Source organism: Pseudomonas sp. P1_F1_2, from assembly GCF_056405815.1.
Map to the genome: position 1 here is coordinate 1 of NZ_JBFUBK010000128.1, position 16,396 is coordinate 16,396.

The following is a 16,396-nucleotide window of genomic DNA, read 5'->3' on the forward strand; positions in this document are numbered from 1 at the left end:
TGTTGACTGACACACCGCTATCGCGAGCAAGCTCGGCTCCTACGGGGGACGGTGGTGTTTTTTGCACCGGGGCGTGGCGCTATCGGAGAACTTTTCTGGTGAGATTGGACAGTGTCAGGGACAGGGTCGGTTGTTAGGCTCAACCCCACAGCACATCCAATAAGAACCAAAAGCAATGAAGCTGACCTTTCTCCTGCTGCTGCTTTGTGGAACCGCCCCGATGGCGTGGGGTTGGTCCAACCATACGGTGGGCAGCTACCTGGCGTTGCAGGATTTACCGGCCTTGCGCGAAGCCCCTCAGGTTGAAGTCGAGCCGCTGGAGCAGTTTCTCGCGCAACAATACCCCGCCGTGATCGCGCTGCTGGACGAGCAGGAACGCTTCGCCCGCGAGCACTTCGCCCAGTACCCACCGCGCCCCGATAATCTGCGGCTGCCAGCCGAGCCGGGGGACAATCTGCGACACGACTTCCTCACCGCGTTGCGGATCAATCCCCACATTCATCTGGCCATGGTTATCCAGCCATTGCCGGGCAAGGATTTGCCCGAGCGTGAACACCTGAAAGCCGAACAGGTCATGGTCGAGCAGACGCTCTCACCCTGGAACCGCCAGCGTTTCATCCGTGTGGCTGACGGCGAAAAAGTCGCGCCCCTGGCCGTGTTGGCCAGCGCCGCCGATGAGCCGGATTACGGCCACGACATCAACCTGTTCAGCGACAACCCAGGCGAGGTGGGCGCGTTGTACGGCTTCGGCGCGCAGTCTTTCGGCGACGCACGGTTTCAGTACAGCTCCCAGGCGCCGTTTCATATGGGTTTCTTCCATGAGAGCTCGGTGGTGTATGCCGCGGCCGGATTTCTTCAGCGCAGTTGGCCGGACTGGCGTGCCTACCAGTACATGGGGTTGGCGCGACTGGCGTTTGCAAGCGGCCATCCTTACTGGGGCTATCGTTTTCTCGGTTGGGGTTTGCACCACGTCCAGGACTTGACCCAGCCTTATCACGCCAAGCCGCTGCCCGGCGTCGAACTGGCGAGCCTGTTGCTGCTGGAAAGCAAGGCGTTGGCCGGCTTCGATGCCGACAAGCACGCGGCCATTGAACGGGTCGCGACCCGGCACATGGAAGTGGAGAAATATCAGTCGACCTGGCTGCGTCGCTTGCTGCGCGAAGGCCAGCCACACCCGATGCTCAAGGCTTACGCCGACCTCGTACAAGACGTTCGCTACCCGCCGTACTCGGTGGACTACCTGCGCGAGGTGGTGAGTGCCGAGTCCGCCGAAGAATCCGCCGCGTTCGATGACGCCATCGGGCAGTGGCTGGACACGGCACCGGTCACCCGCGATTTCAGCGCCAGTAATCAAGTGAAGCGCGAAGACTACGACCACCCGGCACTGAATCAGCAGCTGTTCACGCTGCTGGGACATTTCGGCGCGCACAGCCGGATTTATGTCAATGCGGGGTTGGCGCCCTAGCCATCGCGGCAACGTTAACCGCTCACACAGACACCAAAAAAACAATAAAACCAGGGAAGAGGAACAGATCATGAGCACTCGATTACGCCTGTCTGGCGCGGCGCTACCTGGCGTCGGCCTGGCAGGGCTGCTGCAACTGTGCGCGGTCGACGGCGTGCAAGCCGTGGAATTCAGTGTGCTGGACAAACAGGTCACGGGTTCGTTCGACAGTACCTTGTCTTATGGCCGCTTGTGGCGGGTCCAGGGCCGGGACAAAAACAACGATGACGTCAACACCAACGACGGTAATCGCAACTTCGACACCGGGCTGGTTTCCGAGGTGTACAAGATCACTTCGGAACTTGAGGCCAACTATCAGAACTACGGGATGTTCATGCGCGGCACCGCGTTCTATGACACCCAACTGATGGACAAGCGCAACGATTACTACCGCAACAACAACCCGTCGCAACCTAGCCAGAGTTACCCCCAGGACGACCACTTCACTGGCCAGACTCGCGACATCGCCGGCAGCCGGGTGGAGATGCTCGATGCTTACCTTTATGGCAACTGGGACGTTGCGCAAATGCCTGTCACGGCCCGTGTCGGGCGCCAGGTGTTCAACTGGGGCGAGGGGATTTTCTACCGTGGCGGGATCAACACCACCAACCCGGTAGACGCCGCCAAGTACCGGTTGCCCGGGGCCGAAGTCAAGGAAGTGCTGGTGCCGGTGGAAGCGCTCAGCTTCAATATTGGCCTGACCGACAGCCTGACCCTGGAAAGCTTCTACCAGACGAACTGGAAGGAAACCCGTATCGACCCGGTCGGCACCTTCTACTCGCAGACGGACCTGTTCGCCGACGGTGGCAATACGGGCTACAACAACTTCAGCAACACCGCGCTGGACACGCCGGTTCCCGGCTTCGGCAACGTGATCGGTCTGTACACCGCACTGGGCAATAATCCATTGCTCAACCAGGCCCTGAGCACCACCGGCCTTTACGCCAACGGCGTGACCCCGGCCTTCGGCAACACCCTCAAGGTGGCCTCGGTCGGCAAGGATTACAACGCGCGCAACGACGGTCAGTTCGGCTTTGCCTTTCGCTACATTGCAGAAGAACTCAACAGCACCGAGTTCGGCGTGTACATGGTCAATTACCACGCCAAGGAACCGACCATTTCCGCCGACCTGGGCGGGTACCAAGGCGTCGACATCAACGCGCTGACTAACGTGTTGTCCGGTGTGGCGGGCAGTCAGGCGGGGCAACTGGCCAACGGCCTGACGACCATTGATGTGTTGGGCAGTATTCAGGCCCATCGTCGCTACGCCGAAGACATCCGCATGTACGGCTTCAGCTTCAACACCACCCTGGGCGAGGCGTCAGTGTTCGGTGAAGTCGCGTATCGGCCGAACCTGCCCATCGGTGTCGCCGCCACCAACGACCTGATCGGCGACCTGGCCAATGGCGCAGCTGCGGCCGCGTCCGGCAAGACCATCAACATTGGCGGGCAGATGGTCACGCTCGACAGCCAGATCAATAACGCCGAGCGGGTGGAAGCGTTCAACACGTCCCTGGGCACCATCTACAACTTTGGCCCGAGCCTGTCGTTCGACTCGATGTTCGGCGTGTTCGAACTCGCCTCCGAGCACTTGCGCGGCAGCGATCTGCAATACACCGCTTTTGACGGCAGCACCCGTTACTACGCGGGCACCGGCAACTTTTCCTATGTGTCCGGCGGTGAGCGCAGCGACCAGGTCAACCGCAACTCCTACAGCTACACCGCGATGCTCAACGGCACCTGGAACGACGTGTACGCCGGGGTCAACGTCTCGCCCTACGTCGTCTACAAGGATGACTTCAAGGGCAACAGCTATCAGGCGGGCAACACGATCGACGGCCGCAAGGCCTACACCCTGGGGATCAAGGCCAACTACCAGAACAAGCTGGAGGCCGAGCTGCAATACACCGAGTTCTACGGCGGCGGGCAGGACAACGGTGTTCGCGACCGAGACAACGTCGGCTTCAACCTCAAGTATTTCCTTTAAGTGCTACACGCAAACCAAATGTGGGAGCGGGCTTGCTCGCGAAGAGGGCGGCACATCCAACATGGATGTCGCCTGATATATCGCCTTCGCGAGCAAGCCCGCTCCCACAGGGGATCTGCTGTGTTTTGCAGACCTGCTGGATTAATTCGGAGAACGATCATGTTTCACACTTCACGACTCACCAAGACTGCACTGGTGCTGGCCCTGAGCCTGGCCACCGGCAGCGCAATGGCCGCCATCACGCCGCAACAAGCCGAGCAATTGAAAACCACGCTGACGCCGCTGGGTGCCGAGCGTGCCGGCAACGCGGCCGGGACCATTCCGGCCTGGAGCGGCGGCATCACCCAGGCGCCGGCAGGCTACAAACCGGGTCAGCATCACCCGGACCCGTATGCGGCGGACAAGCCCTTGTTCACCATCACCAAGGCCAACCTTGACCAGTACAAGGCCCACCTCAGCCCGGGCCAGATCGCGCTGTTCAACAGCTACCCCGACACCTTCCAGATGCCGGTCTATACCTCTCGTCGTTCGGGGTCGGCGCCGCAGTGGCTGTATGACAACACCTTCAAGAACGCGACTTCGGCCAAGCTGCTCGACGGCGGAACCGGTTTTGCCGATGCCTATGGCGGCGTACCGTTCCCCGTGCCCAAGGATGGCGTCGAGGCGCTGTGGAACCACATCACCCGTTATCGCGGCATCTACGTGGTCCGTCGTGCCTCCGAAGCGCCGGTACAGCGCAACGGCAGCTTCGCGCTGGTGACCTCGCAGCAGGAAGGGATGTTCAACTACTACCGTCCGGGCGGTCAGTTCGCCGACCTGAAAAACATCCTGTTTTACTACCTGGCATTCGTGAAGAGCCCGGCCCGGCTGGCCGGCGGTGCGGCGTTGATTCACGAGACCCTGGACCAGCTCAAGGACCCGCGCCAGGCCTGGGTCTACGACGCCGGCCAACGCCGTGTGCGGCGGGCGCCGAACCTGGCGTATGACACGCCGATCGCCTCATCCGACGGCTTGCGCACGGCGGACGATACCGACCTGTTCAACGGCTCGCCGGACCGTTACGACTGGAAGCTCAAGGGCAAGCAAGAGGTCTACATTCCCTACAACAGCTACAAAGTCGGCAGCCCTGAGGTGAAGTACGCGCAGTTGCTCACGCCGGGCCACCTCAACCCGCAATACACCCGTTATGAGTTGCATCGGGTCTGGGTGGTCGAAGGCACACTCAAGCCAGGTGCGCGGCACATCTATTCCAAGCGCGTGCTGTTTCTGGACGAGGACAGTTGGGGCGCCGCGCTGGTGGATCAATATGACGGGCGAGGGGAGTTGTGGCGGGTGTCGATGGCCTACCTGAAAAACTTCTACGACCTGCCCTCCACCTGGAGTGCACTGGACGTCTTCCACGACTTGCAGGCGCGTCGTTACTACGTGCAAAACCTGGACAACGAAGAACCGGAAACCGTCGACTTCGCCCAAGCGGTGCCGGAAGACGCGTACTTCATGCCATCGGCCTTGCGTCAGCGCGGGACGCGGTGAGTGGTGACATTGGCCGTTCGGAAGATTGCCGGGTTTTGGCCAGGGAGGATGTGCTAGCCTGCAATCAATGATTTCATTGATTGCAGGAGGCATCATGGCCAGCATCACAATTCGAAACCTCGATGAGAAGCTAAAGGAGCAGTTGCGTATCACGGCGGCTCACAACGGACATTCCATGGAGGAGGAGGCTCGCCTGATTCTGGGCAGGGCCTTGGCGACGGTTGATCGCGCCGGTGGACTTGGAAGCCGGATACGCAACAGATTCAGCGCTGTAGGTGGAGTGGAGCTTGATCTGCCAGAGCGTTCAGAAAAAGCGACTGCGGTGGATTTTTCTGAATGATAGTGCTCGATACCAACATTCTTTCAGAGTTTATGCGAATCGAGCCTGAGCCCCGGGTGCTTGCCTGGGTTGATGCGCAGCCAGCGATGGACTTGGCAGTCAGTGCGGTGACGGTGGCTGAGATACTCCACGGCATTGCACGATTGCCTTCCGGTAAGCGCAAACAAAAACTTGAAGCCCATGCAATGGCAATGTTCGAAGAGGACTTTGCCGGACGCATTCTGCCGTTCGATGCTCATGCCGCTGTTGAGTACGCAACGCTGACAGCGAGTGCTGAAGCAAATGGACGTGCAGTTTCAATGGCAGATGTGCAAATTGCTGCCATTTGCCGAAGCCATGGGGCTGCTATAGCTACCCGCAATATTCGAGACTTCGAGTTTTCCGGGATTGAGGTGATCAATCCGTGGGACGCCTGAGTATCTTCGCGGTCACGTAAATGATCGTGCCCACGCTCTGCGTGGGCAAGCAGCCCGTGGCGCGCTGTGTCACCTGCCGAAGCGGACGCAGAGCGTCCCTTGAGGCATTCCCACACGGGAGCGTGGGAACGATCATGGCGGCGACTTAAACGCGGAAGTGACTGACCATCTGTTGCAGCTGACCACCCAACCGCGCCAGTTCAACACTGGAGGCGGCGGTTTCGTCGCTGGCGGCGGCGGTCTGTTCGGACACGTCGCGCACGTTGATGATGCTGCGGCTGATTTCTTCGGCCACCGCGCTTTGCTGTTCGGCAGCGGCGGCGATCTGCTGGTTCATCGACTGGATGTTGGACACCGTGCGGGTGATGTTCTCCAGCGACGCGCCGGCCTTGCGGGTCAGGGCGACGCTGCTGTCGGTGAGCGCACGGCTGTTGTTCATCACCGCCGACACTTGTTGCGTACCGTTCTGCAGAGCGGCCACCAGGCCTTCGATTTCTTCGGTGGATTTCTGCGTACGCTGGGCCAGGCCCCGCACTTCATCGGCCACCACCGCAAAACCACGACCGGCTTCACCGGCACGGGCCGCTTCAATCGCAGCGTTGAGCGCCAGCAGGTTGGTCTGCTCGGCGACGGCTTTGATCACGTCCATGACACTGCCGATCTTGTCGCTTTCCTGTTGCAGCACGCTCATGGCTTCGGTGGAACGCACCACTTCGCTGGCCAGACGCTCGATCTGGGCGATGGCTTCGTTGACCACTTTGTCGCCTTCGCGGGCTTCGCCGTCTGCCGCGGCGGCGGCTTGCGAGGCTTCTTCAGCATTGCGCGCGACTTCCTGCACGGTGGCCGTCATCTCGTGCATGGCCGTGGCGACCTGGTCGGTCTCGATCTTCTGGCTGTTCACCCCGGCACTGGTTTGTTCGGTCACGGCCGACAGTTCTTCGGCGGCGCTGGCAATTTGCGTGACGCCATCGCGGATGCCGCTGATCAGGTCGCGCAGGGTCACACCCATGCGCGCGATGCCTTGCTGCAACACGCCGAGTTCGTCACGGCGGGTGACTTTGATGTCCTGGGACAGGTCACCGCTGGCAATGCGTTCAACCACGGCCAGGGTGTCACGAATCGGACCGGTGATTTGACGGGTGATGATCACGGCGGCAATCACGCCAACCAGCAACGCGAGCAAGATGCTGATCAATTGCAGGGTGCGGGCCTGGGCGCTCTCGGCGTCCCGGCGGTCGAGCTGGATCTGATACAGCTGATCGCTAAGGGTCACGATGGCGGCGCCCTGGTCGGTCATTTCCTTGCGAGCCTGCACAGCGTCGGAACTGGCCGATTTGTAGGCCTGCAAGGCGCTGCGGTAATTGTTCAGCGCGGTTTCGAGCTGACGCAAGGCGTCTTGCTGAGTGTCGGCGAATTGCGCATTGAGCGTTTTGAGGCTGGCAATCGCCGCATCCAGTTGGCCGACGGCTTTTTGCTCGGTTTCGGCGTTGGTGGCGGCGGTGTAGCCGCGCACTTCGTAACGGGCGAGGATGAACGCTTCCTTGGCGGCGGTGATGGCCTGGAATTGTTCGAAACGCTGATCGCTCAGCGGCATTTGCTGCACGCGGGTGCTGATGGTTTCGATCAGCGTGCCGGCAGTTTCAGCATTGGCGCCCATGGCGTCGCGGGCACCATTGCCGGTGCGGTAGGCGCTGCGCATTTTGTTCAGGGACGTCTGGTACGCCGCAATGACGCTGCCTTGTTCCTTGAGCAGCTTGAGGTTTTCCGGGCTCTTGAACTTGGTCAGCAATGCCTGCTGCTGAGCGGAAAAGGCGTCAAGGGTGGTTTGCACACTCTGCGCTGCGGTTTCGTCGCCGTTGGTCAGCATGTATTGCAGGCGAACCACGCGCAACTTGGTCAGGCCGGCGTTGAGCTGGGTGATGTCGCTCATCCAGTTGCTGCGGTCAATCAGGCTGCCCAGGCTTGTCCAGCCGGTCAGGGCCAGGACGCAGGTCAGAGCCAGGACCAGGCCGAACCCCAGGCCCAGTTTCATGTTCACGCTGATATTGCCGAACCAGCTATTCATCAATTCCTCCAGGAACATTGTGTTTCTTGATCGTCAGTTGGCTGGAAGATTGTTGTTTTTGGGAGCCAGCAAAGTAGGTAGCAGGTTTGTATCGGCCGCATTCGCGAGAGCTGAAAGGATTTTGTAGGACGCGATCCTGTAACAAGACTTTGCGCGGGTTTCAGCTTTTTTTCACATGACTTTCACTTGCTGCCAACGCACGCCTCGCTAACTTCCCGGGATTAAATGACAGTGGTACGTGCCGGCGAGGCGGCCTGATGTGGAATTGAGACTGAATCTATTCGGGATAAAGCGCTCGATTGATTTGAGCCGCTATGCCCGTTTTCGTAATGCGGCGGTGGTGCTGGCCTCTGCGCTGCTGGTGATCCCGTTGACGCTATGGCTGTTGCAGCCCGCCGCTGTGCCGGACCTTGCCCATGGCAATTTTGCCGGTGCCAAGGCATTGGCGGCCGGTTGGGCCAAAGGCGAAATGATTGTGCTGGTGCGCCATGTCGAGCGCTGCGATCACTCCACCGCCCCTTGCCTGGTTGGAAACGATGGCATCACCGAGCGTTCCCGAGGCGTCGCGGCCAGTGTGGGCGCGCACTTCCAACGGCTCGGACTGGACAAAACCGACATTTACCACAGCCCGATCCTGCGGGCTGCGCAAACCGCCAGTTATATGTTTAACAAGGCAGGCGTCGGCGAAGACTGGCTAATCAGCTGCAAGGGCACTATGTTGCGTGATGCGCTGGCGCACAAAGCGGCGGGCCGCAATCTGGTTCTGGTGACCCACAGTGAATGCATGGATCAACTTGAAAAAGACCTCAAGTTGCCAGTCTCCACCCTGGATTACGGCGCTTCGCTGTTTATCTCCGCTCCAACACCGCAAACGACTCACATGCTGGGTTTCATTGAGGCCTCCGACTGGAGCGCGGTGACCACCGAATAACTTTTTATCTGGATCAGGACACACAATGCTGAATTTTTCCCGACACCGCTTTTACTGGGTGAACTTCGGTATTGCGCTGGTTTGCGCGGCCGTGGTTTTCCTGATGTTCGACATGACCACAATCGATATCGCGTTCAGCAACCTTCTTTTTGATCCAGTCAGCCAGACTTTCCCGCTCGACAAGGTGCACTTCTTTGAGAAGCTCACCCACAAGTGGGCGCGCATCATTCCCAACTGGACCGCTGAAATCGCCTTGATCGGCGCGATGCTGTCGTTTGTCTGGCCGCGGATCAATACGCAAAAGCATCCACGCCTCGGCGGTTTTCTGGAGCGCAGCAAAGCCGCTTCCGTGCTGCGGTTTACCTACGAGCATCGCCGTGACTTCATTTTTGTAGTGGTGGCGTTTGCCGTTTGCACCGGCGTGATCCATTTCCTCAAGGCGCACACCAGCGTGTACTGCCCAATTGAAACGACCCTCTATGGCGGCAAAATTGCCCACATGGAGTGGTACAACAACTTCCAGCTGTTCAGGGAAGCCGGCGACGGTCGTTGCTGGCCCGGTGGTCATGCGTCGGGTGGTTTCACCATGCTCGCGCTGTACTTCGTGGCACGCCGTTACCAATGGCGTTTTTCCAAAGCCGTGTTGTGGGGCTCGTTGATTCTCGGTTTCGTCTACGGCACCACACGCGTTCTGCAAGGCTGGCACTACATGTCCCACACCTTCTGGGCCGGGATCTTCGTCTGGCTGGCGTGCTTGCTGACAGCCCTGGCGTTCTATGGACGGGCAAGGCTGGATGTGCCGGTGCTGCAAAAGGCCGAGCGGCGCAACGCAGAGGCACTTACAGATTTACAAAATAGTAAGCCTGTCGTCCCACCATCAATGTCTTGATCACCTTCAACGGCGCGGCAGGTTCGGAATCACCGGACATGACCGCCACGTTGGACGCTGACGCCGCCAGAAACTCATGCAGTTGCGCGTCAGTGTCCAGGCCCTTGAGCAGGCGCTGGGCGTAGAACACGCTGGCGCCGCCCACGCGCTCATTGGCCTGGAACAGGGCAACGTGCTGCCCGTTATCCTGCATTGTCTGAATCTGCGCAGTCAGCGGCACAAAGGACAAGCTGCTATCAGCCTGGGGTAGCAACCATTGCGCGGTGGCGAGGTAGCTGCCCATCACCACGGCGAGCACGCCGATGACCCCTCCACGTCGATGCCGTGCGATCCAACCCAACACAGTCGAGGCGGTTTCACGGGCCTTCAGTCTTGCGTACAACACACTCGCGTATTCCGCTGCAATCACCGCCGCCGCAGGTGTCATCGACATCAGGTACACGGTGCGTTTGCTCGAGGCCAGTGTCAGCACGGCGAACTGCGCCAGCAGCCACAGCGTAAAAAACAGCAAGTAACGATTGGCCATCAGACTTTTGCGAAAGTGCCACAGCCCCAGATACACCAGAATGTTCCAGGGTAAAAACGCTTGCGGCAGCTTGGCCAGGTAGTAATAGAACGGCTCGTAATGCCCTGCTTCAACGAAGGAACCGCTAAAGCGCCCGACGCTGTTGGTCAGCAATACATCCGTCACCGCTTGTATGCCACCACGCTGATACAGCAACGCGAGCCAGACCAACAACGGCACCAACCCCAGCAACGTCAGCAGTCCGGGGCGCAGCCAGTCCGAGAGGGTCAGGCGTTTGTCGATCAGGGTTTCGGCCAACAGATACGCGAAAATCACCACGCCCGGCATCGCCAGGCCCAGCACGCCTTTGCTCAAGGTGGCGATGGCAATTCCTGAAGCAAACAGCAACGCATTACCGAGCGTCGACTGGCGTTGCGGTTGCCTCACACCCTGGAAAAACGCCAGCAACGCCACGGTCACACCCAAGGCCAGCAAGGCGTCTTCGCCGACGCTACGCACATTGCTCCAGTAGCTGGCCATGGTTGCGAGCAGGATGCCCGCCGTCCACGCGATTTCTTTGGGGGGGCCGAATCGGCGCAGCATCGCGTAAAGAACCATCACGCTGAACAACCCGGCAAAGGCCGACGCCAGCCGCACCGCCCACGGGGTGCCACCGAACACGCGGATCGCCGTGGCGTCGAGCCATAGGCTCAAGGGAGGTTTTTCCAGAAACGGCTCGCCGAACAAGCGTGGTGTCACCCAATCGTTGTCCAGGTGCATTTCCATGGCGATCCCGGCCACTCGAGCCTCTGTGGAACCTTGCAATTGGTAATTGCCCAGCGCGAAGAAAAACAGCAAAGCAGCAAGCAGAAACAGGGAGGAGGCAGCGCGCGACATGGGCTTGTGGTGACCGGGAAGGAGGGTGGAGAGCCGATCATAGGCAACGAAAGCTGAACGATATGTGAACGCTGGGTGGATGTTTCCTTCAGGCAAAAAAAAGCCCGCGGGAGGGCGGGCAAACCGTCGTTTCTTGAATGAGCGTGTGCACTGTACCGATTGCCGAGGCGCGTAGGGGTGAAGAAAAGTTCATCTAGATGAACGCCCCTGCACGCGAGTGCCTATGGCAAATGATCGGCTGCAAAGTCCACTTCTGAACGTGCCGTTAACCGGCCCTTGCGGCAGGCTTGCTGGAAGCGTTCGTAGTCGCGCTCATTCTGTTCGGTATAGCTTTTTGCATACTTGAACAGCGCATCGGCCAGCGCGTCGCTCTTGCCGACATACCCGCTGATCTGTGCCGCATAACCGGAGGATTTGGCATGCGCACGGGCGAGGGCGCGGCCGCAGACTCGCCCATAGGCCGCGAAAGTCTCCGCATCGAAGGTTTCGAGTTCGGCGGAAATTTTCATGTCGCGCAACTGGCGCACATAAAAGTGTCGACCGCTGGGGCCGGTGGTCCAGCCGAGGAACAGGTCGCTGGCCGATTGCATCAGCCGTTGACCATCGACCACCCGTTGACCGTCATGGCGTACCCGTGACTTGGCCTTCACGTAATCGGCCAGCACTGAGCGCCGCGCTTCCTTGAATTGCAGGAACAGCRGGAACTCCTGGTCATCCGTCAGCAATGCCACCAGGCAACGCGTGCCAACGCTGCCGACACCCACCACTTTGAACGCCAAGTCTTGAACATGAAACCGAGCGAGCAATTCGCGTCGGTCGGTTTGCAGTGTGTTTCGGTAATCACGCATGAAGGTTTCGTATAGGGGCCGCCAGTCCGCAAGGCGCAACCAGTCATCCTCGGCATCAAGCAGTGTGGTGTGTTTGTGCAGGTGGAAAATTTCCGGCAGGTCATCGCGAATAATCAGGCGACCTTGAGCGTCGCGCTCGCTGATTTTGGGCAGCAGTTCAGCATGTGTACGCCGTTCGGCTTTTTCGATAGCGCGTTCCACGTGCTCCAGCGTGCTTTTGTTCGCCTGCTTGAGCAGATCGTCATAACTGATGGACTCGTACCAGTTTTCCAGCGAGCCTTGTTGGGCGCACTCGAACATGGTTTGTTGGTAGGCGCCGACCACTTGGCGGCAGACGGTTTCTTCAACCGTCTCACCGTGGCGCAGGTCGCGGGCCGCCACCATGAAACTCGCCACCAGACGTTTCAGGTCCCATTCCCAGGGGCCGGGATGGACTTCGTCGAAATCGTTGACGCTGAACAACAGGTTGCGCTCGGGCGTGGCAAATCCGCCGAAGTTCATCAAGTGGCAATCGCCACAGATCGTCGAAATCAGGCCCATGTTCGACGTGCCCGCCAAGTCGTGGGCTTGCAGCAGTGCGTTGCCGCGATAAAAGGTAAAGGGCGAAACCAGCATGCGCCCATAACGCAGCTCGACCAGCGATTTGATCCGGCCTTCACTGGACCGCTTGATCAGCGGCAGCGGATCACGCGTTACTTTCCCGGTGGACGCCTGCGAACTGCGCGGGCAGCTTTTGCGAGCATCCTTGCCTTGCTTCAAGCGGTCTTCGAGGGGCGTCATGAGGGCTCTTTTCTGGTCGGCATAAAAAGACGAATTCGAACTGAGTGTAGAAGGGCTTTGCAGGCTCATCCGAAGTGTTTGAGCAGCGACTAATCTGTCCTTCATGCCCTGATGACTTCTCGCTGCCCGGCAACAAGGAGGTTTGTGCTCTCACTGCTGATTTCGCTGCTGCTGGCCTTCCTGATCGGCTGGGTGTCCCAGCGCATGGGCATGTGCCTGGTCAATGCCACGGGGCAGTTGCTCAAGGGGCGGCCGACGTTGTTTGTGGCGTTGATCACGTGCGGTTTGTTCGGCCTGTTACTGGCGCCGCTCTACGCATTGCTGGGTGTCAGTCAGCCGCTGTTCATTCCTGAAATCGGCTACCTGTCACTGGTCGGGGGCGGGCTGTTGTTTGGTCTCGCCTCGGTCCTCAATGACGGTTGCAGCGTCGGCACACTCACCAAACTCGCCAGCGGCAACCTCAACAAAGCCTTCACCCTCTTCGGCTGGGTGCTGGGGATCGTCCTCTGGTACCACCTGAACATGCTCGCCGAACACAAAGCCCTGCAAATGCCGACCATCACCAGCCGCCACTACTGGCTGACCCTGGGCATCGTCCTGCTGGTGCTGCTTTTGCTGATCCGCGTTCACGGTGACAAACACCTGGTCCTGTCCAGCATGCTGCTGGGCGCCCTGACCAGCGCCCTCTACACCTTCGAACCGCTGTGGACCCCGAGCGTATTCATCTACAACGTTTCGCAACTGTTCTGGGACTCGGGGGACAGCTCCCTGACCAGCCGGCGGGTGGCCGTGTTCGTCGTGCTGTTGCTGGGGATGCTCAGCTACACGCTGCATCGCCGAACCTTCAGCTACCAGCGGTTTGACGTGATGGCCGCAGGGAAGCATTTGCTGGCGGGGGTGCTGATGGGGATTGGGGCGTCGATGATGCTGGGGGGGAATGACTCGCAGATCTTGTTGGTGTTTCCAACGATGACGTGGGTGGGGGCGGTGCCGTTGGGGGCGATTGTTTTGGGGATATTGGTGGGGGTTGGAGTGAGGCGGATTAGCGGCCGAATTTGATAAGTCAGCAATTCGGGTTAGCTTGAATGTTGTGTATACGGTACATTGAGTTATAAATGTTACGGTAGCTGCACATGGACTATTCTCTGATCATCACTCGCCTTGGCGATCAAATACGCGAAAAACGTATCAATCGTGGACTGACGCAAGCCCAGCTTGCCGAACTCGCCGGGCTGACACGATACAAAGTTATCGCGGTAGAAAAGGGCACCGTTTCCGTCGGAATGATCGCTTTTGCGCGAATTCTAGCCGCACTGGATTGTGAACTATCGGTCATTCCCGCGGCGATGCCGACGCTGGAAGAACTTGGGGATATGTTCGAATGAAAATGACCTCTCTGAACGTCAGTACACCGGAGGGTCGTAGCGGCAGGATCCTCACTAGCGGCCAGGATTTCCTCTTTCGTTATGACGAAGATGCATTGCCTCCCATGGCAATCAGTTTGTCGATGCCAGTGAGACCTGATGAGTTCCGTCGGCGTGAACTGCACCCTATTTTTCAGATGAACTTGCCGGAAGGTTATGTCCTGGAGCAATTACGTAATCGGTTGGCTAAAACCGTCAATGTCGATCCGATGTTGTTACTCGCCCTTTCCGGTAGCAGCTCTCCCATAGGACGAGTTCAGGTGCGCTCCGAAACTGTCGATACCTTGCTGGCAGAACAACAGTTTCCGGGTGAAAAGCTCGATGAGATTCTGACGTGGGACGGAGCTGAAGATATCTTCGCTGATCTACTTGACCGCTACATTCTGCGTGCAGGTATTTCCGGTGTTCAACCCAAGGTGTTGGTACCTGAACAGCAGGAAACTGATTTGCCACGAGTCACTTCGAAAACATCTGACTTGATAATCAAAAGTGGTCGGGAAGAGTTTCCAGGGCTGGCGATCAATGAATTTCTTTGCATGTCCATTGCCAGGGAAGCGGGCATTCCCGTCCCGGAATTTTTCCTGTCCGATAATGCGCAGTTGTTTGTCATGCGGCGCTTTGACAGGGACGATCAGTTAAATCCGATTGGCTTCGAGGACATGGCAGCGTTGATGGGGCTTTCGGCCGATCAGAAATACAGCAAAAGTTACGCGGCAATTGCCAAGGCGGTACGGCTGTTTTGTCCGGCTAAACATTTGCAGTCTTCACTTGATCAACTGTTCGATAGCGTCGCCTTGAGTTGCATCGTCGGAAACGGTGACGCTCACCTGAAGAACTTTGGCTTGCTCTACTCCGAACCTACGCAGCGCGATGCGCATCTGGCGCCGGCTTATGACATCGTCAACACCACGGCCTATATCCCGGAAGATGTCTTGGCGCTGGATTTGGCAGGTAACAAGTCATTATTTGCCTCCCGCCAAGGGGTGCTGGAGTTTGCACAGACGTGTGAAATCGAGCGGCCGAAGGAGCGTGTCCAGAAGTTGCTGGCGGCGGTGGAGGCGGTGCTTGATCGTTACCCGCAGCATCGGGAGCGAGCGCCTCATGTAGTCACTGCCATTCAACAAGCGGCAGCGCCATTTATGCTGTCGTTTGGGTAATCGCGAATACCGAATGGCCTTYCACTGTAGTCAGCTCATTGAGTGCACGGGCCAATGCGTGGGGAGGGCCCTCAGAAGGCTGGGGGCGTGCTGAGCCTGTTGACTAGAAACACTTTGCTGAAAAAAAAGCACCTGCGATGTTTTCGTCAGGTGCTTTTTTTCATGAGGCAGACTCAATAGCCATTCTGTTACATCGTCGACACTTGCGCCTGCAATCGGCGACCGACGACATCCAGCAAATCGCAGCCATCGCGCAGCGACGTCACCAACACCCGTGCCAGTTCACTGTGAACACCCTCGCCAACAGCGATGCTCTCCAGCAATTGAGTCGCGGTGCGGATGCGGTAAGCCGCGGTTTCGTGCAACACGTCCAGCGGTGCCTGGGTGTCGATCAGCAACGACGCGATGGTGCAGTCGATGCCGGTGACAGGCATGTATCGATCCATGACAAACCCTCCATTGTGTAAAAAAACACGACCACTCAGTGATTGGCGGATGCAACCTCGGGCAACCCGTCGGGCGGGTCGAGGTTGTCCAGAGCACGGTTTACCAGCAGCTCGGCGAGTACGCTCAGTTGCTGAATGGCCAGTGCCACGTTGCGACGAGAGCCTTCGAGTTCACAAGCGAGGTCGGTGGTCATGACGTTGAGGGAAGCGAGGGTTTCGCAGGCGTGGGCCAGCAGGGTGGGAGTGTCGACGTCGGGGAGGAGGGTGAAGATGTGGCTGATGGGGTCGGGGCGTTTTGGGTTGCGGAGGCGGGTGCTGATGGTGCGTTCGGTGGTTTTGGATAGGTCTGATAAATCGAGGGGTTCTGACTCGGAAAGAGTCGGAACTTCAGGTTGGTTCGGGTTAGTTTTTTTCATAAAGGAACTCCATTTATTTTCTGGATCTCCACTTTTTCGGCCTGTCAAAACCGTTCGCTGGTTCACAGCGAAGAACCAAGGTTATCTGCCGGACGTGGTGTCCGCCAGTTCATGAAAGTCGATACGAGTTGCGGGAAGTTTCCTAGGGCGTGGACTACATATTTTTTTGCTGGGAAATCGGTCAATGCTGATCAGTTAAGCAATAACGCGATCCGTAGCAGCTGGCGAAGCCTGCGTCCGACTGCGCAGCAGTCGTAA

15 protein-coding genes and 1 pseudogene are annotated in these 16,396 nt (G+C 58.6%); 10 read left to right on the top strand and 6 right to left on the bottom strand.

The genetic code is table 11. The annotated features are described in order from the left end of the window. The first annotated feature begins 175 nt into the window (after positions 1-175). From AC1D2P_RS26980 to AC1D2P_RS27000, 5 genes are all read left to right on the top strand, one after another. Positions 176-1,465: a phospholipase C/P1 nuclease family protein gene (locus AC1D2P_RS26980; RefSeq protein ID WP_109787492.1), complete on the top strand. Its 1,290-nt coding sequence runs from the start codon at positions 176-178 to the stop codon at positions 1,463-1,465. Between the two features lie 70 nt (positions 1,466-1,535). Next, a complete protein-coding gene (locus AC1D2P_RS26985) occupies positions 1,536-3,491 on the top strand; it encodes a DUF1302 domain-containing protein (RefSeq protein WP_175648961.1) in 1,956 nt (651 codons plus the stop codon). Positions 3,492-3,650: 159 nt separating this feature from the next. Continuing rightward, positions 3,651-5,024 (top strand): DUF1329 domain-containing protein, encoded by a 1,374-nt coding sequence (locus AC1D2P_RS26990; protein WP_477758494.1) that lies wholly within the window; start codon positions 3,651-3,653, stop codon positions 5,022-5,024. 94 nt (positions 5,025-5,118) lie between these two features. Next, positions 5,119-5,364: a FitA-like ribbon-helix-helix domain-containing protein gene (locus tag AC1D2P_RS26995; RefSeq protein ID WP_109787490.1), complete on the top strand. Its 246-nt coding sequence runs from the start codon at positions 5,119-5,121 to the stop codon at positions 5,362-5,364. Continuing rightward, the gene (locus AC1D2P_RS27000; protein WP_223522684.1) at positions 5,361-5,780 is read left to right on the top strand and encodes a type II toxin-antitoxin system VapC family toxin; all 420 of its coding nucleotides are present in this window, start codon (positions 5,361-5,363) and stop codon (positions 5,778-5,780) included. The genes AC1D2P_RS26995 and AC1D2P_RS27000 overlap by 4 nt, the downstream gene beginning before the upstream one ends. Before the next feature lie 145 nt (positions 5,781-5,925). Here AC1D2P_RS27000 and AC1D2P_RS27005 read toward each other — a convergent pair whose 3' ends face one another. Together AC1D2P_RS27005 and AC1D2P_RS27010 are read right to left on the bottom strand one after the other, a co-directional pair. Further along, positions 5,926-6,789 carry a methyl-accepting chemotaxis protein gene (locus AC1D2P_RS27005; RefSeq protein WP_408980991.1) on the bottom strand — a complete coding sequence of 288 codons (864 nt, stop codon included), beginning with the start codon at positions 6,787-6,789 and terminating at the stop codon, positions 5,926-5,928. A 42-nt stretch (positions 6,790-6,831) separates the two neighbouring features. Continuing rightward, positions 6,832-7,863 (bottom strand): annotated as a pseudogene (locus tag AC1D2P_RS27010) (methyl-accepting chemotaxis protein); the annotation flags it as partial. Positions 7,864-8,104: 241 nt separating this feature from the next. Here AC1D2P_RS27010 and pmrG point away from each other — a divergent pair. Beyond that, positions 8,105-8,776, top strand: a complete 672-nt coding sequence (gene pmrG / locus AC1D2P_RS27015) for a lipopolysaccharide core heptose(II)-phosphate phosphatase PmrG (protein WP_109787488.1) — start codon at positions 8,105-8,107, stop codon at positions 8,774-8,776. Positions 8,777-8,801: 25 nt separating this feature from the next. Further along, positions 8,802-9,665: a phosphatase PAP2 family protein gene (locus tag AC1D2P_RS27020; protein ID WP_477758495.1), complete on the top strand. Its 864-nt coding sequence runs from the start codon at positions 8,802-8,804 to the stop codon at positions 9,663-9,665. On the opposite strand, the gene AC1D2P_RS27025 is transcribed toward AC1D2P_RS27020, so the two are convergent. Together AC1D2P_RS27025 and AC1D2P_RS27030 are read right to left on the bottom strand one after the other, a co-directional pair. Continuing rightward, entirely contained in the window at positions 9,616-11,067 is a 1,452-nt protein-coding gene (locus tag AC1D2P_RS27025) for a glycosyltransferase family 39 protein (protein ID WP_477758496.1), read from the bottom strand. The two genes, AC1D2P_RS27020 and AC1D2P_RS27025, sit on opposite strands and share 50 nt — an antisense overlap. A gap of 221 nt (positions 11,068-11,288) precedes the next feature. Then, the gene (locus tag AC1D2P_RS27030) at positions 11,289-12,695 is read right to left on the bottom strand and encodes a DUF2252 domain-containing protein (protein WP_477811683.1); all 1,407 of its coding nucleotides are present in this window, start codon (positions 12,693-12,695) and stop codon (positions 11,289-11,291) included. Between the two features lie 144 nt (positions 12,696-12,839). Between AC1D2P_RS27030 and AC1D2P_RS27035 the strand changes: the two genes are divergently transcribed. The 3 genes from AC1D2P_RS27035 (at position 12,840) to AC1D2P_RS27045 (ending at position 15,276) form a co-directional block, all read left to right on the top strand. Then, entirely contained in the window at positions 12,840-13,754 is a 915-nt protein-coding gene (locus tag AC1D2P_RS27035) for a YeeE/YedE thiosulfate transporter family protein (protein WP_109787485.1), read from the top strand. A 74-nt stretch (positions 13,755-13,828) separates the two neighbouring features. After that, the gene (locus tag AC1D2P_RS27040) at positions 13,829-14,080 is read left to right on the top strand and encodes a helix-turn-helix domain-containing protein (RefSeq protein WP_077430915.1); all 252 of its coding nucleotides are present in this window, start codon (positions 13,829-13,831) and stop codon (positions 14,078-14,080) included. Then, on the top strand, positions 14,077-15,276 hold the full coding sequence (locus AC1D2P_RS27045) for a type II toxin-antitoxin system HipA family toxin (RefSeq protein WP_477758497.1): 1,200 nt from the start codon (positions 14,077-14,079) through the stop codon (positions 15,274-15,276). The genes AC1D2P_RS27040 and AC1D2P_RS27045 overlap by 4 nt, the downstream gene beginning before the upstream one ends. 188 nt (positions 15,277-15,464) lie before the next feature. On the opposite strand, the gene AC1D2P_RS27050 is transcribed toward AC1D2P_RS27045, so the two are convergent. Continuing rightward, a complete protein-coding gene (locus tag AC1D2P_RS27050; protein WP_046031874.1) occupies positions 15,465-15,722 on the bottom strand; it encodes a hypothetical protein in 258 nt (85 codons plus the stop codon). Between the two features lie 35 nt (positions 15,723-15,757). Next, on the bottom strand, positions 15,758-16,138 hold the full coding sequence (locus AC1D2P_RS27055) for a DUF6124 family protein (RefSeq protein ID WP_109787482.1): 381 nt from the start codon (positions 16,136-16,138) through the stop codon (positions 15,758-15,760). Positions 16,139-16,396: the final 258 nt, after the last annotated feature.

What these genes read in the sequence shown, in the direction of transcription:
- AC1D2P_RS26980 (WP_109787492.1), top strand. Translation starts at nt 176, where the DNA reads ATGAAGCTGACCTTTCTCCTGCTGCTGCTTTGTGGAACCGCCCCGATG.
- AC1D2P_RS26985 (WP_175648961.1), top strand. Translation starts at nt 1,536, where the DNA reads ATGAGCACTCGATTACGCCTGTCTGGCGCGGCGCTACCTGGCGTCGGC.
- AC1D2P_RS26990 (WP_477758494.1), top strand. Translation starts at nt 3,651, where the DNA reads ATGTTTCACACTTCACGACTCACCAAGACTGCACTGGTGCTGGCCCTG.
- AC1D2P_RS26995 (WP_109787490.1), top strand. Translation starts at nt 5,119, where the DNA reads ATGGCCAGCATCACAATTCGAAACCTCGATGAGAAGCTAAAGGAGCAG.
- AC1D2P_RS27000 (WP_223522684.1), top strand. Translation starts at nt 5,361, where the DNA reads ATGATAGTGCTCGATACCAACATTCTTTCAGAGTTTATGCGAATCGAG.
- AC1D2P_RS27005 (WP_408980991.1), bottom strand. Translation starts at nt 6,789, where the DNA reads ATGGGTGTGACCCTGCGCGACCTGATCAGCGGCATCCGCGATGGCGTC.
- AC1D2P_RS27020 (WP_477758495.1), top strand. Translation starts at nt 8,802, where the DNA reads ATGCTGAATTTTTCCCGACACCGCTTTTACTGGGTGAACTTCGGTATT.
- AC1D2P_RS27025 (WP_477758496.1), bottom strand. Translation starts at nt 11,067, where the DNA reads ATGTCGCGCGCTGCCTCCTCCCTGTTTCTGCTTGCTGCTTTGCTGTTT.
- AC1D2P_RS27040 (WP_077430915.1), top strand. Translation starts at nt 13,829, where the DNA reads ATGGACTATTCTCTGATCATCACTCGCCTTGGCGATCAAATACGCGAA.
- AC1D2P_RS27045 (WP_477758497.1), top strand. Translation starts at nt 14,077, where the DNA reads ATGAAAATGACCTCTCTGAACGTCAGTACACCGGAGGGTCGTAGCGGC.
- AC1D2P_RS27050 (WP_046031874.1), bottom strand. Translation starts at nt 15,722, where the DNA reads ATGGATCGATACATGCCTGTCACCGGCATCGACTGCACCATCGCGTCG.
- AC1D2P_RS27055 (WP_109787482.1), bottom strand. Translation starts at nt 16,138, where the DNA reads ATGAAAAAAACTAACCCGAACCAACCTGAAGTTCCGACTCTTTCCGAG.